Origin of the sequence: uncultured Anaerovibrio sp., from assembly GCA_902786545.1 — a bacterium.
GTDB lineage: Bacteria > Bacillota > Negativicutes > Selenomonadales > Selenomonadaceae > Anaerovibrio.
Map to the genome: position 1 here is coordinate 1 of CADACU010000042.1, position 18,761 is coordinate 18,761.

Below are 18,761 nucleotides of genomic sequence, written 5' to 3' on the forward strand. Positions count from 1 at the left end.
ACGAAAAGGCCCTAACCACAAATGGTTAGGGCCCTTATAGTATGGTCAAAGTTTCCGACTTCGACCGAATATGTGGTGGAGATGAAGCATATTTCACCCTAGGTACTTAATAGAAAAATATGATGATATCACATATATTTACGCATCACTTTAAAATAATCTTTCTTGGCATTAAATATTGACATAATATTTACAATGTGTCTTTCATTATCTATTAAATAAAAAATAAGATAATCTTCATAGACAATGTACCTATACCCAGCACTACGCAAAATCCTGTCTTTAGGGAATGCTCCCCTATCCGGTAAAGGAATCAGCTTTTTACACTCATCACGAAGCTCTCGCACAAAATTCTTAGCCACTTCAATATCCTTCGCCTTTTGAGCAATCCATATAGCAATGTCCCGTAAATCCTGCTTCGCTGTATCAGTCAGATTGACAGTATAATTCATATTTCAAGCCCATCCAGTTCTGATAGAATATCATCAAAAGCTGCATCAACCTCTTGAACCCTACCCAATTTCACATCATCTGCCGCTTGAGCCAAATGTGAGTATACAGCCAATTTGGCTTCGAGTTCAGTAATATAATTCTGTTGTTCCATATAATCATCATGGCAAAGAACAACAATATCCTCTTTACCGTTGACAGTAATAGCAACTGGATTTTTTCTGGATAAAGCTGAAATCTGTGCATAATTGCTTCTTAAATCCTTGGATGGTCTTATGGAGATTGCATTTGACATATCTATCGCCCCCTTGTAGTCATATTATATTTTATTATGACTACAAGTGTCAAAGAGTTTTATTAAACTCATATATCATACTCTGCCCCAGAATACATCTGGGAGACTTTATCCCCAAGTACCCTTTGCAAAATAGGGTAGGCTTCATCCCCGGTGCAATGACCAGTGATAACCATCTGGATCCCTGTGGCTTCAACTCGGTTTGCAAATTTCTCCACATCTTCAGGAGATGTTTTATATAAATGGAAACCACCGATTATAGCATATATTGGTGCACCATTATATTCCTTTTGCACTTCCCTAATTATATTATCCGCCCCGCCGTGGGAGCAGCTGTTAAATATTACAAGGCCTTTTTCGGTTTCAAAAACCAGACTCTGTTCATGAGCAAAAAGCTCAGGGAAAAACAAATCATTTTCCATGGTAAACATTTGCGCCTTTTTACCAGGCTCTGTCATATCAAATAAGTGCGGCACCAGAGTTACACCCTTACAGATTTCATAGATGCCATCAACATATTTTATTCTGGATTTGAACTTTTCCAGCCACCCCTTATGGATACCAATATATTCCATTTCCCCTTCCTTATTGGAATAGCAATTTTCTTTACATGAGCTCCTTAGTAACATAAATGCCTTTTGGTTTTCCTCAAAAAATGCGTCCATACCATCGGAATGATCATAATGGGCATGAGATAACACCGCCACATCTACCTGTGACAGATCCACTCCTGCCACCCTGGCATTATGGGAAAATCCCGCTGAGGCACCGGTATCCAACAGTATTTTCTTATCACCATATTCTATGTAAATTGAAAGGCCCCACTCATTTAACAAATTTACCGCTGGCAGATTGTCCATCAAAACCTTGATTTTCATATAATACACTTCTTTCTTCACGCCGTTTTCTCATGACAATATACACTGTTCATGAACAGTCATATAAGTATGAATATATTATAACGGTATAATTTAATTATTCCTACCTTGAACCTCATTATTCCATTCAGAAAAACCACAAGAAAAGGCCAGAACCACTCTAGAAATGGTCCTGGCCTTCTTTATTGTAGGCGAATTTTCCATTTTCGCCCTAATTGATGGTGGAGATGAGGAGAATCGAACTCCTGTCCGAAAGCGTTGTCATATAGACTTCTCCGAGCGCAGTCAATGTTTAAATTTAAGAGTTAGGCAGACACAGACAACCGCCGTCCCTCCGATTCTGGAGAAAATTCCCCTCAGACCTCCAGAAGGCAGCCCTTCGGGTATCCCGCTATTGACCTCTTATCCGCTCACGCGGGAGATAAGCAGACAGAGGTTAGCATTAAGCTGCTAAAGCGTAGTTTTCGTTTGCTTTTATATTTAAAGCGTTTTCACCTTACTAACGGGGCTAGGTGACCCCCCGGCTCGCTATCCATACTCCAGCCACCCCCGTCGAAACCTTTACATCCCCCTGTAAAGGGAAATCCCGGTTTGTTAGAGATTTCAGATATATGAATTAGTGTGTCTTATTATAGCAACAATTCACCAAATGTCAAGTCAATCCATTACTTCCGTGAAATAAATAACCGTTACGGTGTCTTCCATGGTAATGCGCTTCTTGTAAATCTGCTCAAAGTCGGCAATCAGGGCTTCTCGGGTGTTGATTTCCGGATTTTGTACGCCCAAATCCTCAGATGTAAGATTGGCCATGGTCTTTACCCGCACCTTATCCAAAAAAGCGGTATAGAGTCGCTTCTTCGGGGAAAACTTCTTGCCAACAGTAATCCATACTATAGAATTTTCCGGGAACTGCTTGCTCACATCCCCCAGACGAACCGTACATCTTTTGGTGCGGTCAGCCAACATCTTGGCGTGCTTTTCCGCCTGAAAATTCAATGCCATCATAAATTATCACTCCCACTAAGTATAATTGACATATGTTTCGCCAGAATCTACAAAAACCTGACACAGAAACAGTTTAACATATTTTTATGCACTAATAAAGTAAAGTTATCAATAGAATAGTAAATATTTTCATATTTATTCAGTATCCAAAGGCAGCTTGGTGGTTGGTGGCGGATATTCCCGATCCAAAGCCTCCAATTCAGCTTTTGACAGCTCAATACTGACAGACGCCCCATTTTCCCTGATATGGTCCGGTGATGAGCTCTTAGGTATGGCAATGGTGAAGCCGTTACGAATATTCCAGCTAAGTAATACCTGTGAAGGCGTACATCCATGCGCTCTGGCAATATCACAAACCACCGGATTATCCCGAAGCCCCTTGCTGAGTCGTCCTCCCTGAGCCAGTGGACAATAGGACATAAGCGCAATATTATGCGCCGTCATACAATCCATCAGATCATATTCTATCCCCCGGGAACCCAAATGATACAGCACCTGATTTACCAGACAGTGCTCTGCCCCGGGAATCTTTATCAGCCTTTTTATATCCTCAGTATCAAAGTTGGACACGCCCCAGCCCCGTATCAAGCCTTCATCCTGTAAAGCGTTAAGTCCCTCCACCACTTCCGCCATAGGTACATTGCCAATCCAGTGATAAAGGTACATATCCAAATAATCAAGCCCCAGTCGTTTCAAACTGTTTACACAGGAATTTCGCATATTCTTGCGCCCGGCATTCCAAGGAAGAACCTTGGAGACCACAAAAACTTCATCCCGACTGCCCTGCTGAAAGTACTGCTTCAGCGCCTTGCCTACCAATACTTCCGAGCGGCCATCTCCATACATTTCCGCTGTATCAATAAGGCGCATACCAGCCTTGATACCAGTAAGTATAGCATTTATTTCCGATTTTTCCTTGGCGGGGTTATCACCTATCATCCATGTCCCAAGCCCAATCTGTGGTACAACCGAGCCATTTTTTAATGTGACTTGTTTGTTCATAACCTCAACCTCCATCAATTTCATTATACCGCAGATACACATATTTTTCTTTGAGAAAGAGAAAAATATAGATAAAATTTTGTTCAATCACTATATAACAAAATTGTTAGAAATCCTATATTAAAGTTCTATGGCGGCATAGCTGACTACAGGACTATAGTCCCTTTTACTATTATAAAACCAGCAGTATAATATGCCCAGTAAGTTAAAAGAACCCAGTAAATACCTTGATATTACTGTGGTTATACCCTATCAGGAGGCGAAAACAAAATGGATATTGCATTCATTGCTGATGGCATTCTCAAAACTATTGCCTTAGTTGGTGTATATGCTTGCATAAAGTAAATTAAACATACATAATAAAGGGCCATCCCTGGATAAAACAGGGTTGGCCTTTTATTTTTTCGCTACAATTTTTTTATAAGAATACTTTGCCCCATGCCACCGGCCCCGGCTATGGACATTATCCCCCAAGAGCCTGGTTTCTTTTCCAATGCTTTCAAAAGATGTATCATCAATATTCCGCCGGAAGCTCCGTAGGGATGTCCATAGGCCAAGGCCCCCCCCAATTGGTTATATCGGTCAATCAGCTTCGAATGCTTTCGTTGAAACAGCACATCTATGACAGCAAAAGCTTCATTGAACTCGATTGCCGCCATATCACTATAATTAAGCTCGTTCCTTGCCAAAAGAATATCGGCGGTATTCATGGCTCCCCGAGGGCTTTCCATTGGATTTGAACCAGCCATGCATACCCCTTCAATCTTTCCTAGCGGAATGTGGTGCGGGTGCTCTTCCAGCCATTTTTCTGATACAAGAACAACAAAAGCGGCACCATCGTTTATCAGGCAGGTATTTCCGGCCGTTAGCAATGAATTTGGTAAAAGCGCCGGCAATCTGTCCAATAATTTCCGGCTCATTTTGGGGCGTAGGCCATCATCCCGGCTTTGACCGGCTACAGGAACAATCACATCATCTAAAATGTGTAATCCGGCACATTCAACTGCTTTTCGATGACTCCTTATGCACCAAAAATCCAGTTCTCCACGGGTTATATTTTCTGCCTTTATGGTTCGGTCAGCCCCGCGCAGCATAACATCCTCCCCCAACTCATCCGGCACAAATTGGGCTGTCATATACCGCCCATCTTTATCGGCAGTCTGACTGTAGCGAGTATCATTGATGCTGTAAATCCTCTGGGGCTGCAGTGAAGCACTTTCCATACCACCGCAAAGGTACAAATCACCATTTCCAATCGCCAGCTGACTATAGGCTGTAGCAATGGCTGCTGCTCCGGATGCACACTGCATATCAACAGTAAATGCAGGCACTTTAGCTGAAATTCCGGCCTGAAGGGCCATCAGCCGGGTAATATTTCCACCTGTACCAACGGCGTTCCCGCCAATTATTCCATCAATATCCTGGATAGAATACTTTTCACACAAAGCCTTTACCACTTCAGCCCCCAGTCTTTCGGCTGATATGTGCCTGAATTTATTGTTTTGTGTGACAATCGGTGACCGCATACCACCTAAAACATAAACATTATTCATAATATTTCCCTGTTACAAACTCTTTCCGTCCAGTAAGCGTCAACTGTCCACCATCCGCTTTTATTTCCACCTGATCTCCGGCCATAACAGCATTTCTAAAGGATAATTCCAGTATTTTGATATTATCCGGCAAACTGTTCTTGATATATTCCAAAAGCAGCATCCCCGGCACAACCGGGACCTCCAGCTGATGAATCGGGTTGGTATCCCCCACCTCGGCCACAAATTCAAGAACATCATCCCGATTAAATACAGCCCGGTTATCCTCTTTAGCTGTATCCGCTTCCGATAAATGGGGCAATGCAGCCCCATCGGCAGGATGAAGCAACATGGTCGTGGTCAGGCTTTCATTATTATAAAAGGCCCGACACACCAGCATTCGTTTGTTTTCCTTAATGATTTCCGGCTCAAAGCTGTTTTTCACGGCCTCCGGCTCCCGCTTCCATACGGTTTTGATAATCATAACCCCATCATATTTACCGCCCTTTAAACGGGCAGTAATTTTCGCCAATTCTCTCATATGTACTCCTTCAACAGCTCTTTATCCACTTTCCCCCGGTCATTAAGGGGCAAATTATCCAATACCACTATTTTCTTGGGACGCTCCCTTTCATCAAGGCATGTGCTAAAATATCGTCGCAAACCGCCGGCAGTAAGTCCATCTTTCAAAACGACAAAAGCAGCAATTTCCTGCCCACGATGTTTATCCGCATAGGGCAGCACCACCACATCCTGCACCCCATCTAGTTTTCCTATCTGCTGTTCCAGCTTTATGGCACTGATTTTATATCCGCCTTTGTTAATCCAGTCGGTTTTCCGGCCAGTAAAGATTATCTCCCCACTATGGTTTACATAACCCGTATCACCACAACAATAGGGCATTTCTATACCATTAATGTGAAATGGTGTATCCACAAACAGATTTCCATCCTCAGAAAATACTTTAATGCCTTCAAAGGGACGGCCCAGATTATTGTATTCAATGTCTCCGCCGGTTAAATGCCTGTAGGAAATATAACTTAGCTCACCAGAACCATAATACAATATTATCTCAGCCTTGGGAAAGGTTTTCACCAGCCCCTCCCAATTTTCCTCGTCAAACAGCTGAGAACCGGCAATAATACATTTTACAGCTTTATTGTCATTTGGCCCTTTTCTCCATAATAACTGCAATTTGGCCGGAACCATATAGATATGGGTAGCATTGTTTTTTTGTATAAAACCAGTCCAATGCCGGGCACTGATCTTACAACAGGTAATAACACTTCCTCCGGCTGCCAACACCCCCATAAATATATTTAGATTGCCGGTAAAGCTCATACTGCCCTGTATAAACATAATACAATTACCATCAATCCTGAATACATCATTCTGCTGGGTAAAAAATCCGGCCCAGCTCGCAAAGCTGCGGTACATCACCTTTGGTGTACCGGTACTGCCCGAAGTCAAGGCTCCCATCACAGCCCCTTCAATCTGATGATCAGTACCGGAGGAATGCCATATCCGGAAATTATTATGATTTTTTCCTATCAGCCACAATCCAAAAAAATTATTTTCAGATAAAATCCTTTCCACGATATCATTTTTACAGCCGTTATGCATCAATACCGGAATCGCGCCCAGTTTTTCCACAGCCAAAAAGGACCCTGCCTGATAGACAGGATCCTCAGATATTATCAATATTGGTTTGGTAGGCTGCACCCATTGGTTTATGCCCTTCGCCAATTCATCGGCCAAAGCCAGCATATCGCCATAGGTCAGCACCTCATCATCGCACCTGATAAGCAATTTATCCGGCACAGCCACACAATGTTTCTTTAATAAAGTGTAATAATTCATTTATTATTAACCATTTTCCAAGGCTTTATTTAGCCGAACGCCTAAAAATGCCGCCAAAAGGCACTTTACCACATCACCGAAGATAAATGGGAGCACTGCCTGAACGATAGCCGCCTGCAAGCTTATATTCAATACCAAAATCATAGAAATAAGCCCTCCAATATATACCACCGGCAGACTTATTACAATACCAACAATAGAATATCGTTTAAAATCAATCTTTTTGCCTTTAAACACTGACACCAGAGTAAAGGCCACCACCCAACCGAAATAAAAACCACCGGTTGGACCAAGCAGTCGTCCCAATCCGCCCATTCCTCCGGGTAAAATTGGCAATCCGGCGACACCACCCAATATCAGATACGCTACCAGTGTCAAAAAGGTCTGCTTTGGGGTTAACACAAAAGCTGTCAGACAGGTTGCAGCTGTAGTGGCCACCACCATCGCCGGGGTAAATGGCAACGGGAAAGCTATGTATGATGATACGCTGATTACTGCCAGACACATTGCCATCTTGGCCAAATCCTTGGTTGAAAAACTGTCATTCATTGGACTATACCTTCCTTTCATCACTGTGAGAAAGTATACGCCCTATCTCTTTTATTGTCAACCATTTTTATTTTATTGGTTAACAAAAGATTTTTTGGACTTTTCCCTAAAAAATGATGTATCATAATAGATGTATGACGAATTAACCGTACAATCTAAAAGGAGTATTTATATATGAGCATGGAAATGGAATTCATCCGGGTTCTGCCATCCCCCCAGTCATTGATGGAGGATTTTCCCATCAGCAATAAAGCAAAAAAAATAAAGGTCCAGCGTGATAAAATCATCAAGGACATCTTTGCCGGTAATGATGACCGGTTGGCAATGATTATCGGGCCTTGTTCCAGTGACAACGAGGATGCTGTACTGGATTATGTGTCCCGCCTGGCTAAGGTTCAGGAAAAAATCAAGGACAAAATCTTTATTGTACCACGACTGTATACCAATAAGCCGCGCACCATCGGCGTTGGCTACAAGGGTATGCTTCATCAGCCTTCCCCACGGGGCGAAGAAGATATGCTGGAGGGCATTATTGCCATCCGCAAGCTGAATGTCCGGGTAGTGGAGGAAACCGGCCTTACCGGCGCTGAGGAAATCCTTTATCCAGAAATATTCCGCTATCTGTCCGACCTGCTATGCTATGCTGCCGTAGGGGCCCGCTCCAGTGAGGACCAGCTTCATCGGATGATTGCCAGCGGCGTTGGCATCCCAGTGGGATTAAAAAACCCGACCAGCGGTGACTTGTCCGTTATGCTGAACTCCGTGGCCGCTGCCCAGCATTCCCAGGAATTCCTCTTTAGAGGCTGGGAGGTCCGCACCAAGGGCAATGCCTTTGCTCATGCCATTTTGCGTGGCTATGTGGACTCCACCGGTCAGAGTGTGCCAAATTATCACTATGAAACCCTGACCAAGGTTATACAGATGTATGAGGGCCGTGGTCTGGACAATCCGGCGATTGTCATCGACACAAACCACTCCAACTCCGGCAAGAAATGTTTGGAGCAGGTCCGCATTGCCAAGGATATCATCAACTCACGGAAGCTAAATCCGGATATTAAACAGATTGTCAAGGGACTTATGGTGGAAAGCTATATTGAAGACGGCTGTCAGAAAATTGACGGCGGTGTATACGGCAAATCTATTACCGACCCTTGCCTGGGCTGGGAAAAGACCGAGCGCTTGCTGCTGGATTTGGCGGATATGCTGTAATTTAAATTCATATACTGAAAAAGAGCCCTTCTTCACAGAAGAGCTCTTTTTGATTGCATTGTTCTATTCAAATAAATCTCAATCACACAATTTCCCAAGTAACAGTCACCACATCATCCAAAGTTATTTCCTCTGGAATTACATTTATACTCATCCGCACTGGCTTATCCATAGTGGATGGCACATCCAATACCGGCTCCGTATCGGAAATATTTTCCCAATCCTCCCAGGAATAATCAATGGCCTTTAATGCTCCCAGGGTGACTCCAGCCGCCTGGGCCAATGTCTCCGCCTTTCGTCTGGCACTGCTCACCGCACTGGCCAAAAGCATATCCTTGACGGTCTCAGGATCCTTGACAAAATAGGAAACCGAAAATTCCGGATTATTTATGCACTTTCCCAGCTCCGTCATACAAGCAGACAGACGCCGGTTGTCAAAAGGCATTTCCACCATCAGGCAATGAATGTATCGGTAACCTGCTACATCATTGTCACTTTCATCCTGGTTATCAGTCTCATCACCATAGACCTCCACCACATCAAAAAATTCCGTTTTTACATCTTCCTTGGAAAAATCCAGCCGCTGCAAGCCAATCCGCACCAGCTCCGTCATAGCTGATGACATCTTTACCACGGCCTCATAGCTGTCTCCCACATCCGAAATGGTGATGCGCAGACATATCATATCCGGAACAGCACTTATTGTCCCCCGGCCAGTGACCCTGATTTCCCTATCCATGCAATTCACTCCCTATAATTTTCATCAATAAAAACATTGGTATAGGTCTTAAACAGCTCGATATCCTTTTCATCCAAATCATAGAACGCTTTATAGTAATTTTCGCCACCAACCATCTTCGGAGCAAATTTCGCCAGCAAATCCTCATACCCCTTCTGAGAATCCGCCAGTTCCAGCTGGAAAACAATCTGACGCTCCTTAGCCTTGAAATTCTCCAGATCTTCCTCGGTCAAAGGCTTCTTTCTGGCATAAATCGCATAGCCACTCTTGGTATGTACCAAATAAAGCTGGCCCTTGGCTTTTTCCACAGCCTTTCTGTGTTTTTCTTCCTTCAGCAAGTACCTTAGATGCGTCCATATAGTCTTTATTTCCTCATCCGTCAGCTGAGTCCGGTCCTCTATCGAAAACAACTGGTACTTTTCGGCATATTTACGCATAAGATAATTGAAACAAAACAAGGTGGCCTCAGCATCGGCACTGGCCGAGTGGGCTGATCCCTCCCGCCATTCATAGCCGCACTCCTGAGCGCAAACCACCAGACTTGGCACATGATAGTAGTCTATGTCCTGCTCATCCTTATATACAGCCCAGTACAAATCCCGCACATCCATGGACTTGTCCATCAGCTTTTCAAAACCATATTTTTCCAAAATCCGGATATCATTATCAATGGCAAATCCCAGCAGCATTTCACTGCGGTTAAAAATTTTCTGGATTTTCGGTATGTGACGGACAAAAAACGGCTTGTCCTCCACCATCTGCGGACTTATGCCGTGTACCCGTTCAGCATAGAACCATTTTTTTACCTTTTGGGGCTTATACAGCTGATTGTGTATCAGGCTTCCCTGTTCGTTTAAAATCGACAATTCCAAAATTTCATTTGATAATCCGGTACTGGTTGACTCAGTATCCAGGCATGCAATATGCATTATATTCTTCCCTCTCTCATATGAAATAAATTTTCACTTTATAATTACTACATCAAGCCAAAATTTCCTGCAAAAATAAAGATGGACTGAATTTATCAGTCCATCTTTCTAAATTATTTCAATTATCAATAAATTTTGCCACCGGATTTCAAGCTCAGACCACGCTCGGCCAAACGATCAGTGATTTCCTTGAAGGACTTTGCTCCCAAGTTTCTGAAGCCCATAATCTCCTCACTGGTTCTCTCCACCAAATCGCCGATGGTATAAATCTCGTTCCGCTGCATGCAGTGAGTAGAACGCTGGCTCAACTCCAATTCACTGATGGAGGAATTAAGCAACTCCTCCATAGCCTCTCTGGCGGCTTCTTCGCTGCCGGACTGGGCCAAACCATAGCTTTCCGGTCTAGGCTCATCCACCACAGTATCAGCACACAGTGCCAGGAAAGGATTTAAACCTTCTATCATAATATTGGCGGCCATCTTTAATGCATCAGCTGGAATTACCGAGCCATTGGTCGTAATATCCAAAGTCAGGCTGTCATAGTTGGTGATATTACCTACACGGGTATTCTTCACTACATAATCCACCCGATCGATTGGGGAAAACAGCGCATCAATTGGGAACATTCCGCTATCAGCGGTATTATTCTTGCTGGCTGCCACATACCCATAGCCGTTCATAATCTTCATATCCAAGGAAAATTCCTTGCCAGGCTTTACAGTGGCAATATGCATTTCAGGATTGAGAATGTTGAGCTCTTCACTGCAATCAATATCTGCTGCCGTAACTTCCCGTTCTTCCTTGCCCTCAGCCTTTACCTTGATATGAGCAACAACGGTTTCTTCAACAGGATTGATGCACAGGCCCTTCAAATTCAAAACTATATCAATAGCGTCTTCATGGGTTGCGGCAACCTTGCTTTCAATGGAAGAAGCTCCCGCAATCTTTACAGCGGTAACCGCTGCACCCTTAATGGATGACAGAAGAATCCGCTTGAGACTATTACCTATAGTAGTACCGTAACCCCGGTCAAGAGGCCCACAGATAAATTCACCGTGAGTTTTATCGGTAACATCTCCAGAACAACGGATTTTTGTTGTATTGACATCCAGCATATCAAAACTCCCCTCAGGTATTTTAAAACAAATTTCGCGTACTCTATATCCTACCACGAATATTTTTAAAAAGCAATAGGGTGATGAACAAATAAAAAATCTCACCGCTAATATTTTACAATAGACAGTGAGATTATTCAATGTTTGTGAAGGGTTATACCTTTAAATTTTAATAATTTTATTTTGTTAAAATTTTATCCAACTGCGCCAGCTCGGTGGCAGTGGCCTCCCTTACATCATATTCCAGCTCCAGATATTTATCCGGCTCTTCATTCATCAGCTCTGCCATCAAATCTATGCTATACCCCTTTGACTGCCGAATAGCCTTCAAATTCTCTAAATTCACTCTTTAAAACCCCTTTATTTCAATTAAAACCAGTGCTTTTTCTGCACCGTTTTCAAACGAATGACATTGTATTATATGTATGTTGTTTTGTAAAGATATTTTTACAAAAAATCTTGTATACAATATTATCTTAATTTTATCGGATTATAACTATTGCTACATAGATATCATAAGTGCTATACTTATGTGGCATAGTTTAAGGGCTATACAATATATAGAAAGGACACGATAATTCGTGAGTGTGATTGATATGAAGGTTGGAATTTATGGCTACGGCAATCTGGGCCGTGGCATTGAATGTGCTGTAAAAAACAGCAACGATATGGAACTGGTAGCAGTATTCACCAGACGGGATCCTTCTACGGTAAAAATTCAGACCGAAGGAGCCAAGGTATATTCTGCCGCTGATGTAGCTGATTTTAAGGGGAAAATCGATGTTATGATTATCTGTGGCGGCAGCGCAACTGATTTGCCAAAACAGACCCCGGAGCTGGCCAAAATGTTCAATGTTATAGACAGCTTCGATACCCATGCCCGCATCCCGGAGCATTTCGCCAATGTGGAAAAGTCAGCCAAGGAAAGTGGACATATTGCTTTGATTTCAGCCGGCTGGGATCCGGGAATGTTCTCTCTGAACCGGCTCTATGCCAACGCTATCCTGCCTAACGGCAACGACTATACCTTCTGGGGCAAAGGAGTCAGCCAGGGACACTCTGACGCCATCCGCCGGGTTAAGGGGGTAAAAAACGGCAAGCAGTACACCATTCCGGTAGAAAGCGCCCTTACAGCAGTCCGCAATGGTGAAAATCCGGAGCTCACCACCCGTCAGAAGCACATTCGTGAATGCTTTGTCGTAGCAGAGGATGGGGCTGATTTGGCGGCTATTGAAAAAGAAATCAAGGAAATGCCAAATTATTTTGCCGACTATGATACTACTGTTCATTTTATCACCGAGGAAGAACTGGATAAAAACCACAGCGGTATCCCACACGGCGGCTTCGTGTTCCGCACCGGATCCACCGGCTGGAACAACGAGCATAAGCATGTAATAGAATACAGCCTGAAGCTGGATTCTAACCCGGAATTCACCGCTTCAGTGATTGTGGCCTATGCCCGGGCTATCAACCGGCTGCACATAGAAGGTGCCCTTGGCTGCAAGACCGTATTTGACATTGCCCCGGCTTACCTCAGCCCACTGTCCGGTGAGGAACTGCGGGCCCATATGCTGTAATCAACACCATAAAAATAGGAGATGGATATCATCCATCTCCTATTTTATTGCATCTATTTTTTGACCTTTATGAAGGAATGCAATGTACCATACAACTCCTTCACCTCAATCGGCTTGCCCACATGACCATTCATACCGGCATTTAGGGCTCGGGCCTTGTCCTCAGCAAATACATTGGCAGTCATAGCCACGATTGGCACACTCTTGGCGTAATCACTATCCAACATCCGGATAGCCTTGGTGGCCTCATACCCATCCATTACCGGCATCTGAATATCCATCAACACACAATCATATTTTGGATTTTCAGCCTTAATCTTTTCCACGGCCGCCTGACCATCACCAGCCACATCCACGGTCAGATTAACATTCTCCAACAGGGCCTTGGCGATTTCCTGATTTATGGTGTTATCATCAACCAACAGCACCTTGCAGCCCGTAAAATCATACTTGATGGTGTTATCCGAAACATTGTTGACATCCTGGTGCATACAGGTCTTAAATTCCAAGGTAACAGTAAAATGGGTTCCCTTGCCCTGTTCACTTTCCACCTTGATATCGCCGCCCATCATATCCACAATACTCTTGGTAATGGACATTCCCAGACCTGTTCCCTGAATACCACTTACAGTAGAGGTCCGTTCCCGCTCAAACGGAGTGAAAAGCTTTTCAATAAAAGCTTTGTCAATGCCTATCCCTTCATCCTCCACATGAAACTCATAAAGAGACTTCATACTGGTCTGCTTGTTGGTAGCCACCTCCACCAACCGCAAAGTCACAGTACCATCCTTGGAAAATTTTACTGCATTACTCAGCAGATTCAGCAGAACCTGTTTCAGGCGAAGCCGGTCACAAATAACGGTATCATTGTATAATCCGTCCGTATCAATCTGGAATTTCAGATTATTCAGCTTGATATCGGACTGCAAAATAGATTTCAGCTCATCCACCAGCGCAATCAGATTAGTCGGCTGAGGGTCCAGCTCGATACGGCCGCTTTCTATCCGGCTCATATCAAGCACATCATTGATAAGGCTCAACAAATGCTTGCTGACCATCTTTATCTTGTCCAGATATTCCTTTACTACAGGCTGCTTATCAATGTTATCCAATGCCAGGGCAGTATAGCCCATTATACCGTTCATCGGCGTACGCATATCATGGGACATATTGCTAAGGAAAATACTCTTGGCATCACTGGCCTGCTGGGCCTTGGCCAAGGCTTCTTCCGTTTGGAATAACATATTTTTGTATTCTTCAATATCCTGACACACACCATAAAGGCGTAATGGGGTACCATCTGACCGGTGGCTCAGCTGGGCATAAACCCGGAACCAAACATACCCTAGGTTCTTCTTGCGGAATCGCAGCTCCATATCAATGATATTGGAAAGCTTCGAATGATCACTTTTTAGGGCATTTATAAACCTGGCCCCCGTCTTCAGATCCTCCGGATGAATAATCCGCAGCATCGGTTCAAGACTATCCGGAAAGTCATTAACATCATTGTAGCCAAGAATATGCCGCAGGCCATCACTCCAGTTGATGGTATCAATATGGCCTATAGGGTCAAAGCTGACCACCCAGTTAGCAGACTTTAATGCCTCATGGTTTCGCTCGATTATATCAATATAATCCTGCTGCTTATCAAATAGCTCATTGATTTCATCGTTCTTGGCACTGAGCTCTTCATTGGCATAGGCATGGTTTTTGTTGGCAACAATCAGACTGTCATTGGCTTTCTGGAGCATATCCTTTTGCTTGCGCAGAGCATCGTTAATCTTGGCTATTCGCTGCCGTCCCCGCATTACCACAAAGAGTATGGTTAAAATCAACAGGAAGATGACTAACAAGATTATTGACAGCCACCAATATTCCATAATGATATCCTTCAAGGTTATCCGCATGGACAAATAGGAATAATCATTAAGGGATTTATCGATAGCCCGCTTATTATCGATAGCCCGCTTATTCAGCATCACAATGCCCCGGTTGAGAATGGACAACAATACACCGTTATCCCATCTCACCGACATACAAACTCCAACACGATATGACCTATCAATCACCCTTAGGCCGTTATAAATATCACTGCCCCGCAAATACCGACGGGAAGCAAACTCATTGACAAAGGTGCAGTCTACATCGCCATGGCGTACTGCTTCGAAGGAATCCTCCTTAGTTTCATAAAAAACCATATCATATTTATCCAATCCCAACAGATAGATAAACACCAGCTGCGGATTATCCTTGGATATGGCAATCCGCTTGATATTTCCCCTATCTCCGCCATCCGGTACTATCATGGAAATATCCACCTGAGTTATGTCCATGGTCTGATTGATATTATTCTTCTCCGCCCAACTCAGATTTTTGTACTCACCAAAGACAACATCCAAATCCCCCTCCGCCATAGCGACCTTCATTTCCTTCCAGTCCTTGAACGGAACATAGGTAAACATGGTCTTGTCAATGTTCATATTGGTGCAGATGGAATCCATCACATCCATCATCAGCCCCATCGGCTCCCCGGTATCAGGATTTTGGGCGCTAAACGGCATATTGTTGGTAAAATACCCTATCCGTATGTTTTTCTTTTTGGCCAACCACGCCTTTTCATCCTGAGTCAATCTTTGATCAACCATCGCATCGGGGAAGTACTTGGCTTCCTGCTTGCTCATAAATGCTGGATAGGTATCAGCAATCCGCCCCTGGGCAACATTCAGCTCTGTCAGCAAATCCAACCGATGCTTCGCAACAGCCATATAATAATCCGACTGCCCCAAAACAGCCACATTGGACACGCCATCTATCTTCCCCTTGAAATGAGTAGTCACTAAAGCATCAATTGCCCCGGCCATCAAGGCATCCAGCTTATTCTGCTTGCCACCGGACAATGGCACAATCGTACAGTTAAGCCTGTTCTTGGCAATCCAGTCCTGCAAATACCCCACCTGAATAGAATTTTTTTCCACACCTATCTTTTTGCCATTAAAGGTGGATAAATTATTCCAGTCAATTTCTTCATTGTCCGTGCGGCAGGCAATATAATAAGTCTCATGCCCCATAGGTTCTTCCGGATAATTGAACTGCTGCGCCCGTTCATCCGTATAAGAAACATCCGGCATAAGATCTATTTCGCCCTTGAGGAATTTTTCATAAAGTTGGGACCAGCTGCCATAAACATATTCATATCGCCAACCAGCTTCATCAGCAAGCATCTGAAGATATTCATAGGCGTAGCCATCCTTGACCGCACCATCTGAGGCACCTGACATAAAATTGCCATCTTCAAAAAAGCCCACCCGCACTACTTTTCTTACGGGAGTGCTGTTGCTTTTAATATCAATGGAATCACCAGCCAATGGTTTTGGTGCCCCACAGCCAGCCATAATGTTCAAAAGGAATATCAAACAGATTAAGTATATGCTTTGTTTCATTGTGCCACCCATCAAACATTCTGCTGCCAATTTTTATTATCGGCAAACAATTTATTGCAGTCTGCCCCCTGGAGCAATATTCAATAAAAGCTCCCGCATCAGTTCTTCCTCCAGTTTGTTCTGGAGCTGCATAGCGGCCTGTTTTTCCGCCTTGGCCTTGGCTTCCTTGCGGCCCACTGCTTTACCGTCCTTGTGCCCAGCCACATAGCCGTTATCGTAACCATACAAAAAACAGTCCTCAGCTATGGCCTGGGATATATCCTTTATACTGTCCCTAAACACCTGCTGCAACTCCCCATCCACCTTGTATTTGACAAAAATAGTCGATAAAAGACGAGCCAACAGCTCCTGCTTGCTCAGGGAGTCCTCGGACAAAATATCCGACAATGGTATTTCCTTCACATTATTTACGATAACATTTTTTTGCTTCTCATCCATAACAATCCCTCGATTCTGATTAACACTGGGTTGCTACTGCGACTTGATGCTCAATCTCGCTTCATTTGCTTTCTCCTATTTTTCGACATCAGGGCCTATTTTTCCTGCCTGATTTATGTTAAAATGGTTCGTGTGTTGTCACATACTGTCGTGTCAATACACCTGTTATAACGCTATTTTTTTAATGGCGTTTCAACGAGGTGGATAACCATTTTTCACCAAGTTATGAAAATATTAGGGGGTTATTTGATAATGGAAAGAGAATCCTTCAATTCGCGAATTGGATTCCTGCTGGTTAGTGCTGGGTGCGCTATCGGCATCGGTAATGTCTGGCGTTTCCCGTACATTTGCGGTGAGTATGGCGGCGGACTCTTCGTACTTATTTATTTGTTATTCCTGCTGATTATGGGGGTTCCTGTACTGACTATGGAGCTGTCCGTGGGGCGGGCCAGTAAAAAATCGGCTTACAAGGCATTCAAAATGCTGGAACCAGCCGGCAGCAAATGGCACATCCATGGTATGACCAGTATTATAGGTAATTACCTGCTTATGATGTTCTACACCGTAGTATCCGGCTGGATGTTGGATTATTTTTTCAAGTTTGTCCGGGGGGATTTCCAGCCGGGAATGACCACTGAACAAACCGGTGCAGTCTTTGGCAGCGTTCTGGCTGACCCTGTGGAAATGGTCTTCTGGATGCTGCTGGAGGTTATCGTCTGCTTCATCATTCTTCGGGCCGGCGTTCAGGGCGGTCTGGAAAAAATCACCAAGATTATGATGGCTGCTTTGCTGGTTCTCATTACGGCCCTTGGCATCAACAGTATTTTCCTGCCAGGTGGTATGGAAGGACTGCGATTCCTGCTGGTTCCAAGTCTGGATGGGGTACATCAGCACGGCTGGTGGACTGTTATCTCTGCTGCAATGAATCAGGCCTTCTTCACTTTAAGTGTTGGTATGGGCTCTATGGAGATTTTCGGCAGCTACATTGACAAGACCCACTCCCTGCCAGGGGAATCAGTCCGCATTGCGGCTCTTGATACAGTAGTTGCCCTGATGGCAGGCTTCATAATTTTCCCGGCCTGCTTTGCCTATGGCTTAAAGCCGGATGCCGGTCCATCCCTGCTCTTTATCACTCTGCCAAATGTATTTATGGATATGACCGCTGGTGTACTCTGGGGAGCTTTATTCTTCCTGTTTATGACCTTTGCCAGCTTCTCCACGGTTTTGGCCGTATGCGAGAATATCATTTCCTTCTGCATGGATACATTCAATTGGTCCCGTAACAAGGCAGCTCTTATCAATGGTGCCCTCATCGGAATTTTGAGCATTCCTTGTGCTTTGGGCTTCAATGTATGGGAAAAGCTGACTATTATCGGCAATCGAGGCGTGCTGGATACCGAGGACTTCCTGGTAAGTAACCTTATCCTGCCAATCGGTTCCTTGATTTTCCTGCTGTTCTGCGTCACCAGATATGGTTGGGGCTTCGACAAATACTTTGAAGAAGTCAACGCCGGTGACGGTATGAAGCTGCCGAAATGGACCAAACCATATCTGCAGTATATCCTGCCAATTATGCTGTTGGTGATCATTGTTCAGGGTCTGATACAGTAAATTAACAAATAAACCAAAAAGCACTGATAGCTGTTTGAACTGCTACCCGTCAAGAGGACAGTAAAAAAATATAAATTTTCTTTGGTCGACAGCCATTGTTCTGTCGGCCTTTTTTATGCGGCCATATATATA

General features: G+C 44.0%; 18 protein-coding genes and 1 other RNA gene. 3 read left to right on the forward strand and 16 right to left on the reverse strand.

Translation table 11 applies throughout. The features are described 5' to 3' along the window. Positions 1 to 128 precede the first annotated feature (128 nt). The 10 genes from QZV24_RS08365 to QZV24_RS08410 form a co-directional block, all read right to left on the reverse strand. Positions 129 to 452, reverse strand: coding sequence for a type II toxin-antitoxin system RelE/ParE family toxin (locus QZV24_RS08365; protein ID WP_294522761.1), 324 nt, complete (start codon positions 450 to 452; stop codon positions 129 to 131). Next, positions 449 to 745: a type II toxin-antitoxin system Phd/YefM family antitoxin gene (locus tag QZV24_RS08370; protein ID WP_294522764.1), complete on the reverse strand. Its 297-nt coding sequence runs from the start codon at positions 743 to 745 to the stop codon at positions 449 to 451. The genes QZV24_RS08365 and QZV24_RS08370 overlap by 4 nt, the downstream gene beginning before the upstream one ends. Positions 746 to 813: 68 nt before the next feature. Further along, positions 814 to 1,644 carry an MBL fold metallo-hydrolase gene (locus QZV24_RS08375; RefSeq protein WP_294522767.1) on the reverse strand — a complete coding sequence of 277 codons (831 nt, stop codon included), beginning with the start codon at positions 1,642 to 1,644 and terminating at the stop codon, positions 814 to 816. A gap of 198 nt (positions 1,645 to 1,842) precedes the next feature. Next, positions 1,843 to 2,194: a transfer-messenger RNA gene (gene ssrA / locus QZV24_RS08380) on the reverse strand. An 86-nt stretch (positions 2,195 to 2,280) separates the two neighbouring features. Continuing rightward, positions 2,281 to 2,628 carry an ASCH domain-containing protein gene (locus tag QZV24_RS08385; protein ID WP_294522769.1) on the reverse strand — a complete coding sequence of 116 codons (348 nt, stop codon included), beginning with the start codon at positions 2,626 to 2,628 and terminating at the stop codon, positions 2,281 to 2,283. Between the two features lie 135 nt (positions 2,629 to 2,763). Next, the gene (locus QZV24_RS08390) at positions 2,764 to 3,630 is read right to left on the reverse strand and encodes an aldo/keto reductase (RefSeq protein WP_294522772.1); all 867 of its coding nucleotides are present in this window, start codon (positions 3,628 to 3,630) and stop codon (positions 2,764 to 2,766) included. Positions 3,631 to 4,037: 407 nt separating this feature from the next. Then, positions 4,038 to 5,183, reverse strand: coding sequence for a thiolase family protein (locus tag QZV24_RS08395; RefSeq protein WP_294522775.1), 1,146 nt, complete (start codon positions 5,181 to 5,183; stop codon positions 4,038 to 4,040). Then, a complete protein-coding gene (locus QZV24_RS08400; RefSeq protein ID WP_294522778.1) occupies positions 5,176 to 5,703 on the reverse strand; it encodes a hypothetical protein in 528 nt (175 codons plus the stop codon). The genes QZV24_RS08395 and QZV24_RS08400 overlap by 8 nt, the downstream gene beginning before the upstream one ends. Next, entirely contained in the window at positions 5,700 to 7,022 is a 1,323-nt protein-coding gene (locus QZV24_RS08405) for an AMP-binding protein (protein ID WP_294522782.1), read from the reverse strand. Before QZV24_RS08405 ends, QZV24_RS08400 begins: the two co-directional genes overlap by 4 nt. A gap of 6 nt (positions 7,023 to 7,028) precedes the next feature. After that, positions 7,029 to 7,571, reverse strand: coding sequence for a biotin transporter BioY (locus QZV24_RS08410; RefSeq protein ID WP_290657519.1), 543 nt, complete (start codon positions 7,569 to 7,571; stop codon positions 7,029 to 7,031). A 174-nt stretch (positions 7,572 to 7,745) separates the two neighbouring features. Between QZV24_RS08410 and QZV24_RS08415 the strand changes: the two genes are divergently transcribed. Beyond that, positions 7,746 to 8,780, forward strand: a complete 1,035-nt coding sequence (locus QZV24_RS08415; protein ID WP_294522786.1) for a 3-deoxy-7-phosphoheptulonate synthase — start codon at positions 7,746 to 7,748, stop codon at positions 8,778 to 8,780. An 82-nt stretch (positions 8,781 to 8,862) separates the two neighbouring features. Here the strand turns inward: QZV24_RS08415 and QZV24_RS08420 are convergent, their stop codons facing one another. The 4 genes from QZV24_RS08420 to QZV24_RS08435 all read right to left on the reverse strand — a co-directional run bounded on the left by QZV24_RS08420 (position 8,863) and on the right by QZV24_RS08435 (position 11,909). Continuing rightward, on the reverse strand, positions 8,863 to 9,519 hold the full coding sequence (locus QZV24_RS08420) for an SIMPL domain-containing protein (protein WP_294522790.1): 657 nt from the start codon (positions 9,517 to 9,519) through the stop codon (positions 8,863 to 8,865). A gap of 5 nt (positions 9,520 to 9,524) precedes the next feature. Then, on the reverse strand, positions 9,525 to 10,448 hold the full coding sequence (locus QZV24_RS08425; RefSeq protein WP_294522794.1) for a 3'-5' exonuclease: 924 nt from the start codon (positions 10,446 to 10,448) through the stop codon (positions 9,525 to 9,527). A 125-nt stretch (positions 10,449 to 10,573) separates the two neighbouring features. Further along, positions 10,574 to 11,563: a DNA-directed RNA polymerase subunit alpha gene (locus QZV24_RS08430; protein ID WP_294522797.1), complete on the reverse strand. Its 990-nt coding sequence runs from the start codon at positions 11,561 to 11,563 to the stop codon at positions 10,574 to 10,576. A gap of 178 nt (positions 11,564 to 11,741) precedes the next feature. Next, positions 11,742 to 11,909 (reverse strand): hypothetical protein, encoded by a 168-nt coding sequence (locus tag QZV24_RS08435; RefSeq protein WP_294522799.1) that lies wholly within the window; start codon positions 11,907 to 11,909, stop codon positions 11,742 to 11,744. Between the two features lie 244 nt (positions 11,910 to 12,153). Between QZV24_RS08435 and QZV24_RS08440 the strand changes: the two genes are divergently transcribed. Further along, on the forward strand, positions 12,154 to 13,140 hold the full coding sequence (locus QZV24_RS08440; protein WP_363138123.1) for a diaminopimelate dehydrogenase: 987 nt from the start codon (positions 12,154 to 12,156) through the stop codon (positions 13,138 to 13,140). Positions 13,141 to 13,193: 53 nt separating this feature from the next. Here the strand turns inward: QZV24_RS08440 and QZV24_RS08445 are convergent, their stop codons facing one another. Next, a complete protein-coding gene (locus QZV24_RS08445) occupies positions 13,194 to 16,580 on the reverse strand; it encodes an ATP-binding protein (RefSeq protein WP_294522807.1) in 3,387 nt (1,128 codons plus the stop codon). Between the two features lie 51 nt (positions 16,581 to 16,631). Continuing rightward, entirely contained in the window at positions 16,632 to 17,018 is a 387-nt protein-coding gene (locus QZV24_RS08450) for a hypothetical protein (protein WP_294522810.1), read from the reverse strand. Between the two features lie 252 nt (positions 17,019 to 17,270). Between QZV24_RS08450 and QZV24_RS08455 the strand changes: the two genes are divergently transcribed. Next, positions 17,271 to 18,629: a sodium-dependent transporter gene (locus tag QZV24_RS08455; RefSeq protein WP_294522812.1), complete on the forward strand. Its 1,359-nt coding sequence runs from the start codon at positions 17,271 to 17,273 to the stop codon at positions 18,627 to 18,629. The last annotated feature ends 132 nt before the right edge of the window (positions 18,630 to 18,761 follow it).

Excerpts from the sequence above, each read along its gene's own strand:
- QZV24_RS08365 (WP_294522761.1), bottom strand. The coding sequence starts at position 452 with ATGAATTATACTGTCAATCTGACTGATACAGCGAAGCAGGATTTACGG.
- QZV24_RS08370 (WP_294522764.1), bottom strand. The coding sequence starts at position 745 with ATGTCAAATGCAATCTCCATAAGACCATCCAAGGATTTAAGAAGCAAT.
- QZV24_RS08385 (WP_294522769.1), bottom strand. The coding sequence starts at position 2,628 with ATGATGGCATTGAATTTTCAGGCGGAAAAGCACGCCAAGATGTTGGCT.
- QZV24_RS08390 (WP_294522772.1), bottom strand. The coding sequence starts at position 3,630 with ATGAACAAACAAGTCACATTAAAAAATGGCTCGGTTGTACCACAGATT.
- QZV24_RS08395 (WP_294522775.1), bottom strand. The coding sequence starts at position 5,183 with ATGAATAATGTTTATGTTTTAGGTGGTATGCGGTCACCGATTGTCACA.
- QZV24_RS08400 (WP_294522778.1), bottom strand. The coding sequence starts at position 5,703 with ATGAGAGAATTGGCGAAAATTACTGCCCGTTTAAAGGGCGGTAAATAT.
- QZV24_RS08405 (WP_294522782.1), bottom strand. The coding sequence starts at position 7,022 with ATGAATTATTACACTTTATTAAAGAAACATTGTGTGGCTGTGCCGGAT.
- QZV24_RS08410 (WP_290657519.1), bottom strand. The coding sequence starts at position 7,571 with ATGAATGACAGTTTTTCAACCAAGGATTTGGCCAAGATGGCAATGTGT.
- QZV24_RS08415 (WP_294522786.1), top strand. The coding sequence starts at position 7,746 with ATGAGCATGGAAATGGAATTCATCCGGGTTCTGCCATCCCCCCAGTCA.
- QZV24_RS08420 (WP_294522790.1), bottom strand. The coding sequence starts at position 9,519 with ATGGATAGGGAAATCAGGGTCACTGGCCGGGGGACAATAAGTGCTGTT.
- QZV24_RS08425 (WP_294522794.1), bottom strand. The coding sequence starts at position 10,448 with ATGCATATTGCATGCCTGGATACTGAGTCAACCAGTACCGGATTATCA.
- QZV24_RS08430 (WP_294522797.1), bottom strand. The coding sequence starts at position 11,563 with ATGCTGGATGTCAATACAACAAAAATCCGTTGTTCTGGAGATGTTACC.
- QZV24_RS08445 (WP_294522807.1), bottom strand. The coding sequence starts at position 16,580 with ATGAAACAAAGCATATACTTAATCTGTTTGATATTCCTTTTGAACATT.
- QZV24_RS08450 (WP_294522810.1), bottom strand. The coding sequence starts at position 17,018 with ATGGATGAGAAGCAAAAAAATGTTATCGTAAATAATGTGAAGGAAATA.
- QZV24_RS08455 (WP_294522812.1), top strand. The coding sequence starts at position 17,271 with ATGGAAAGAGAATCCTTCAATTCGCGAATTGGATTCCTGCTGGTTAGT.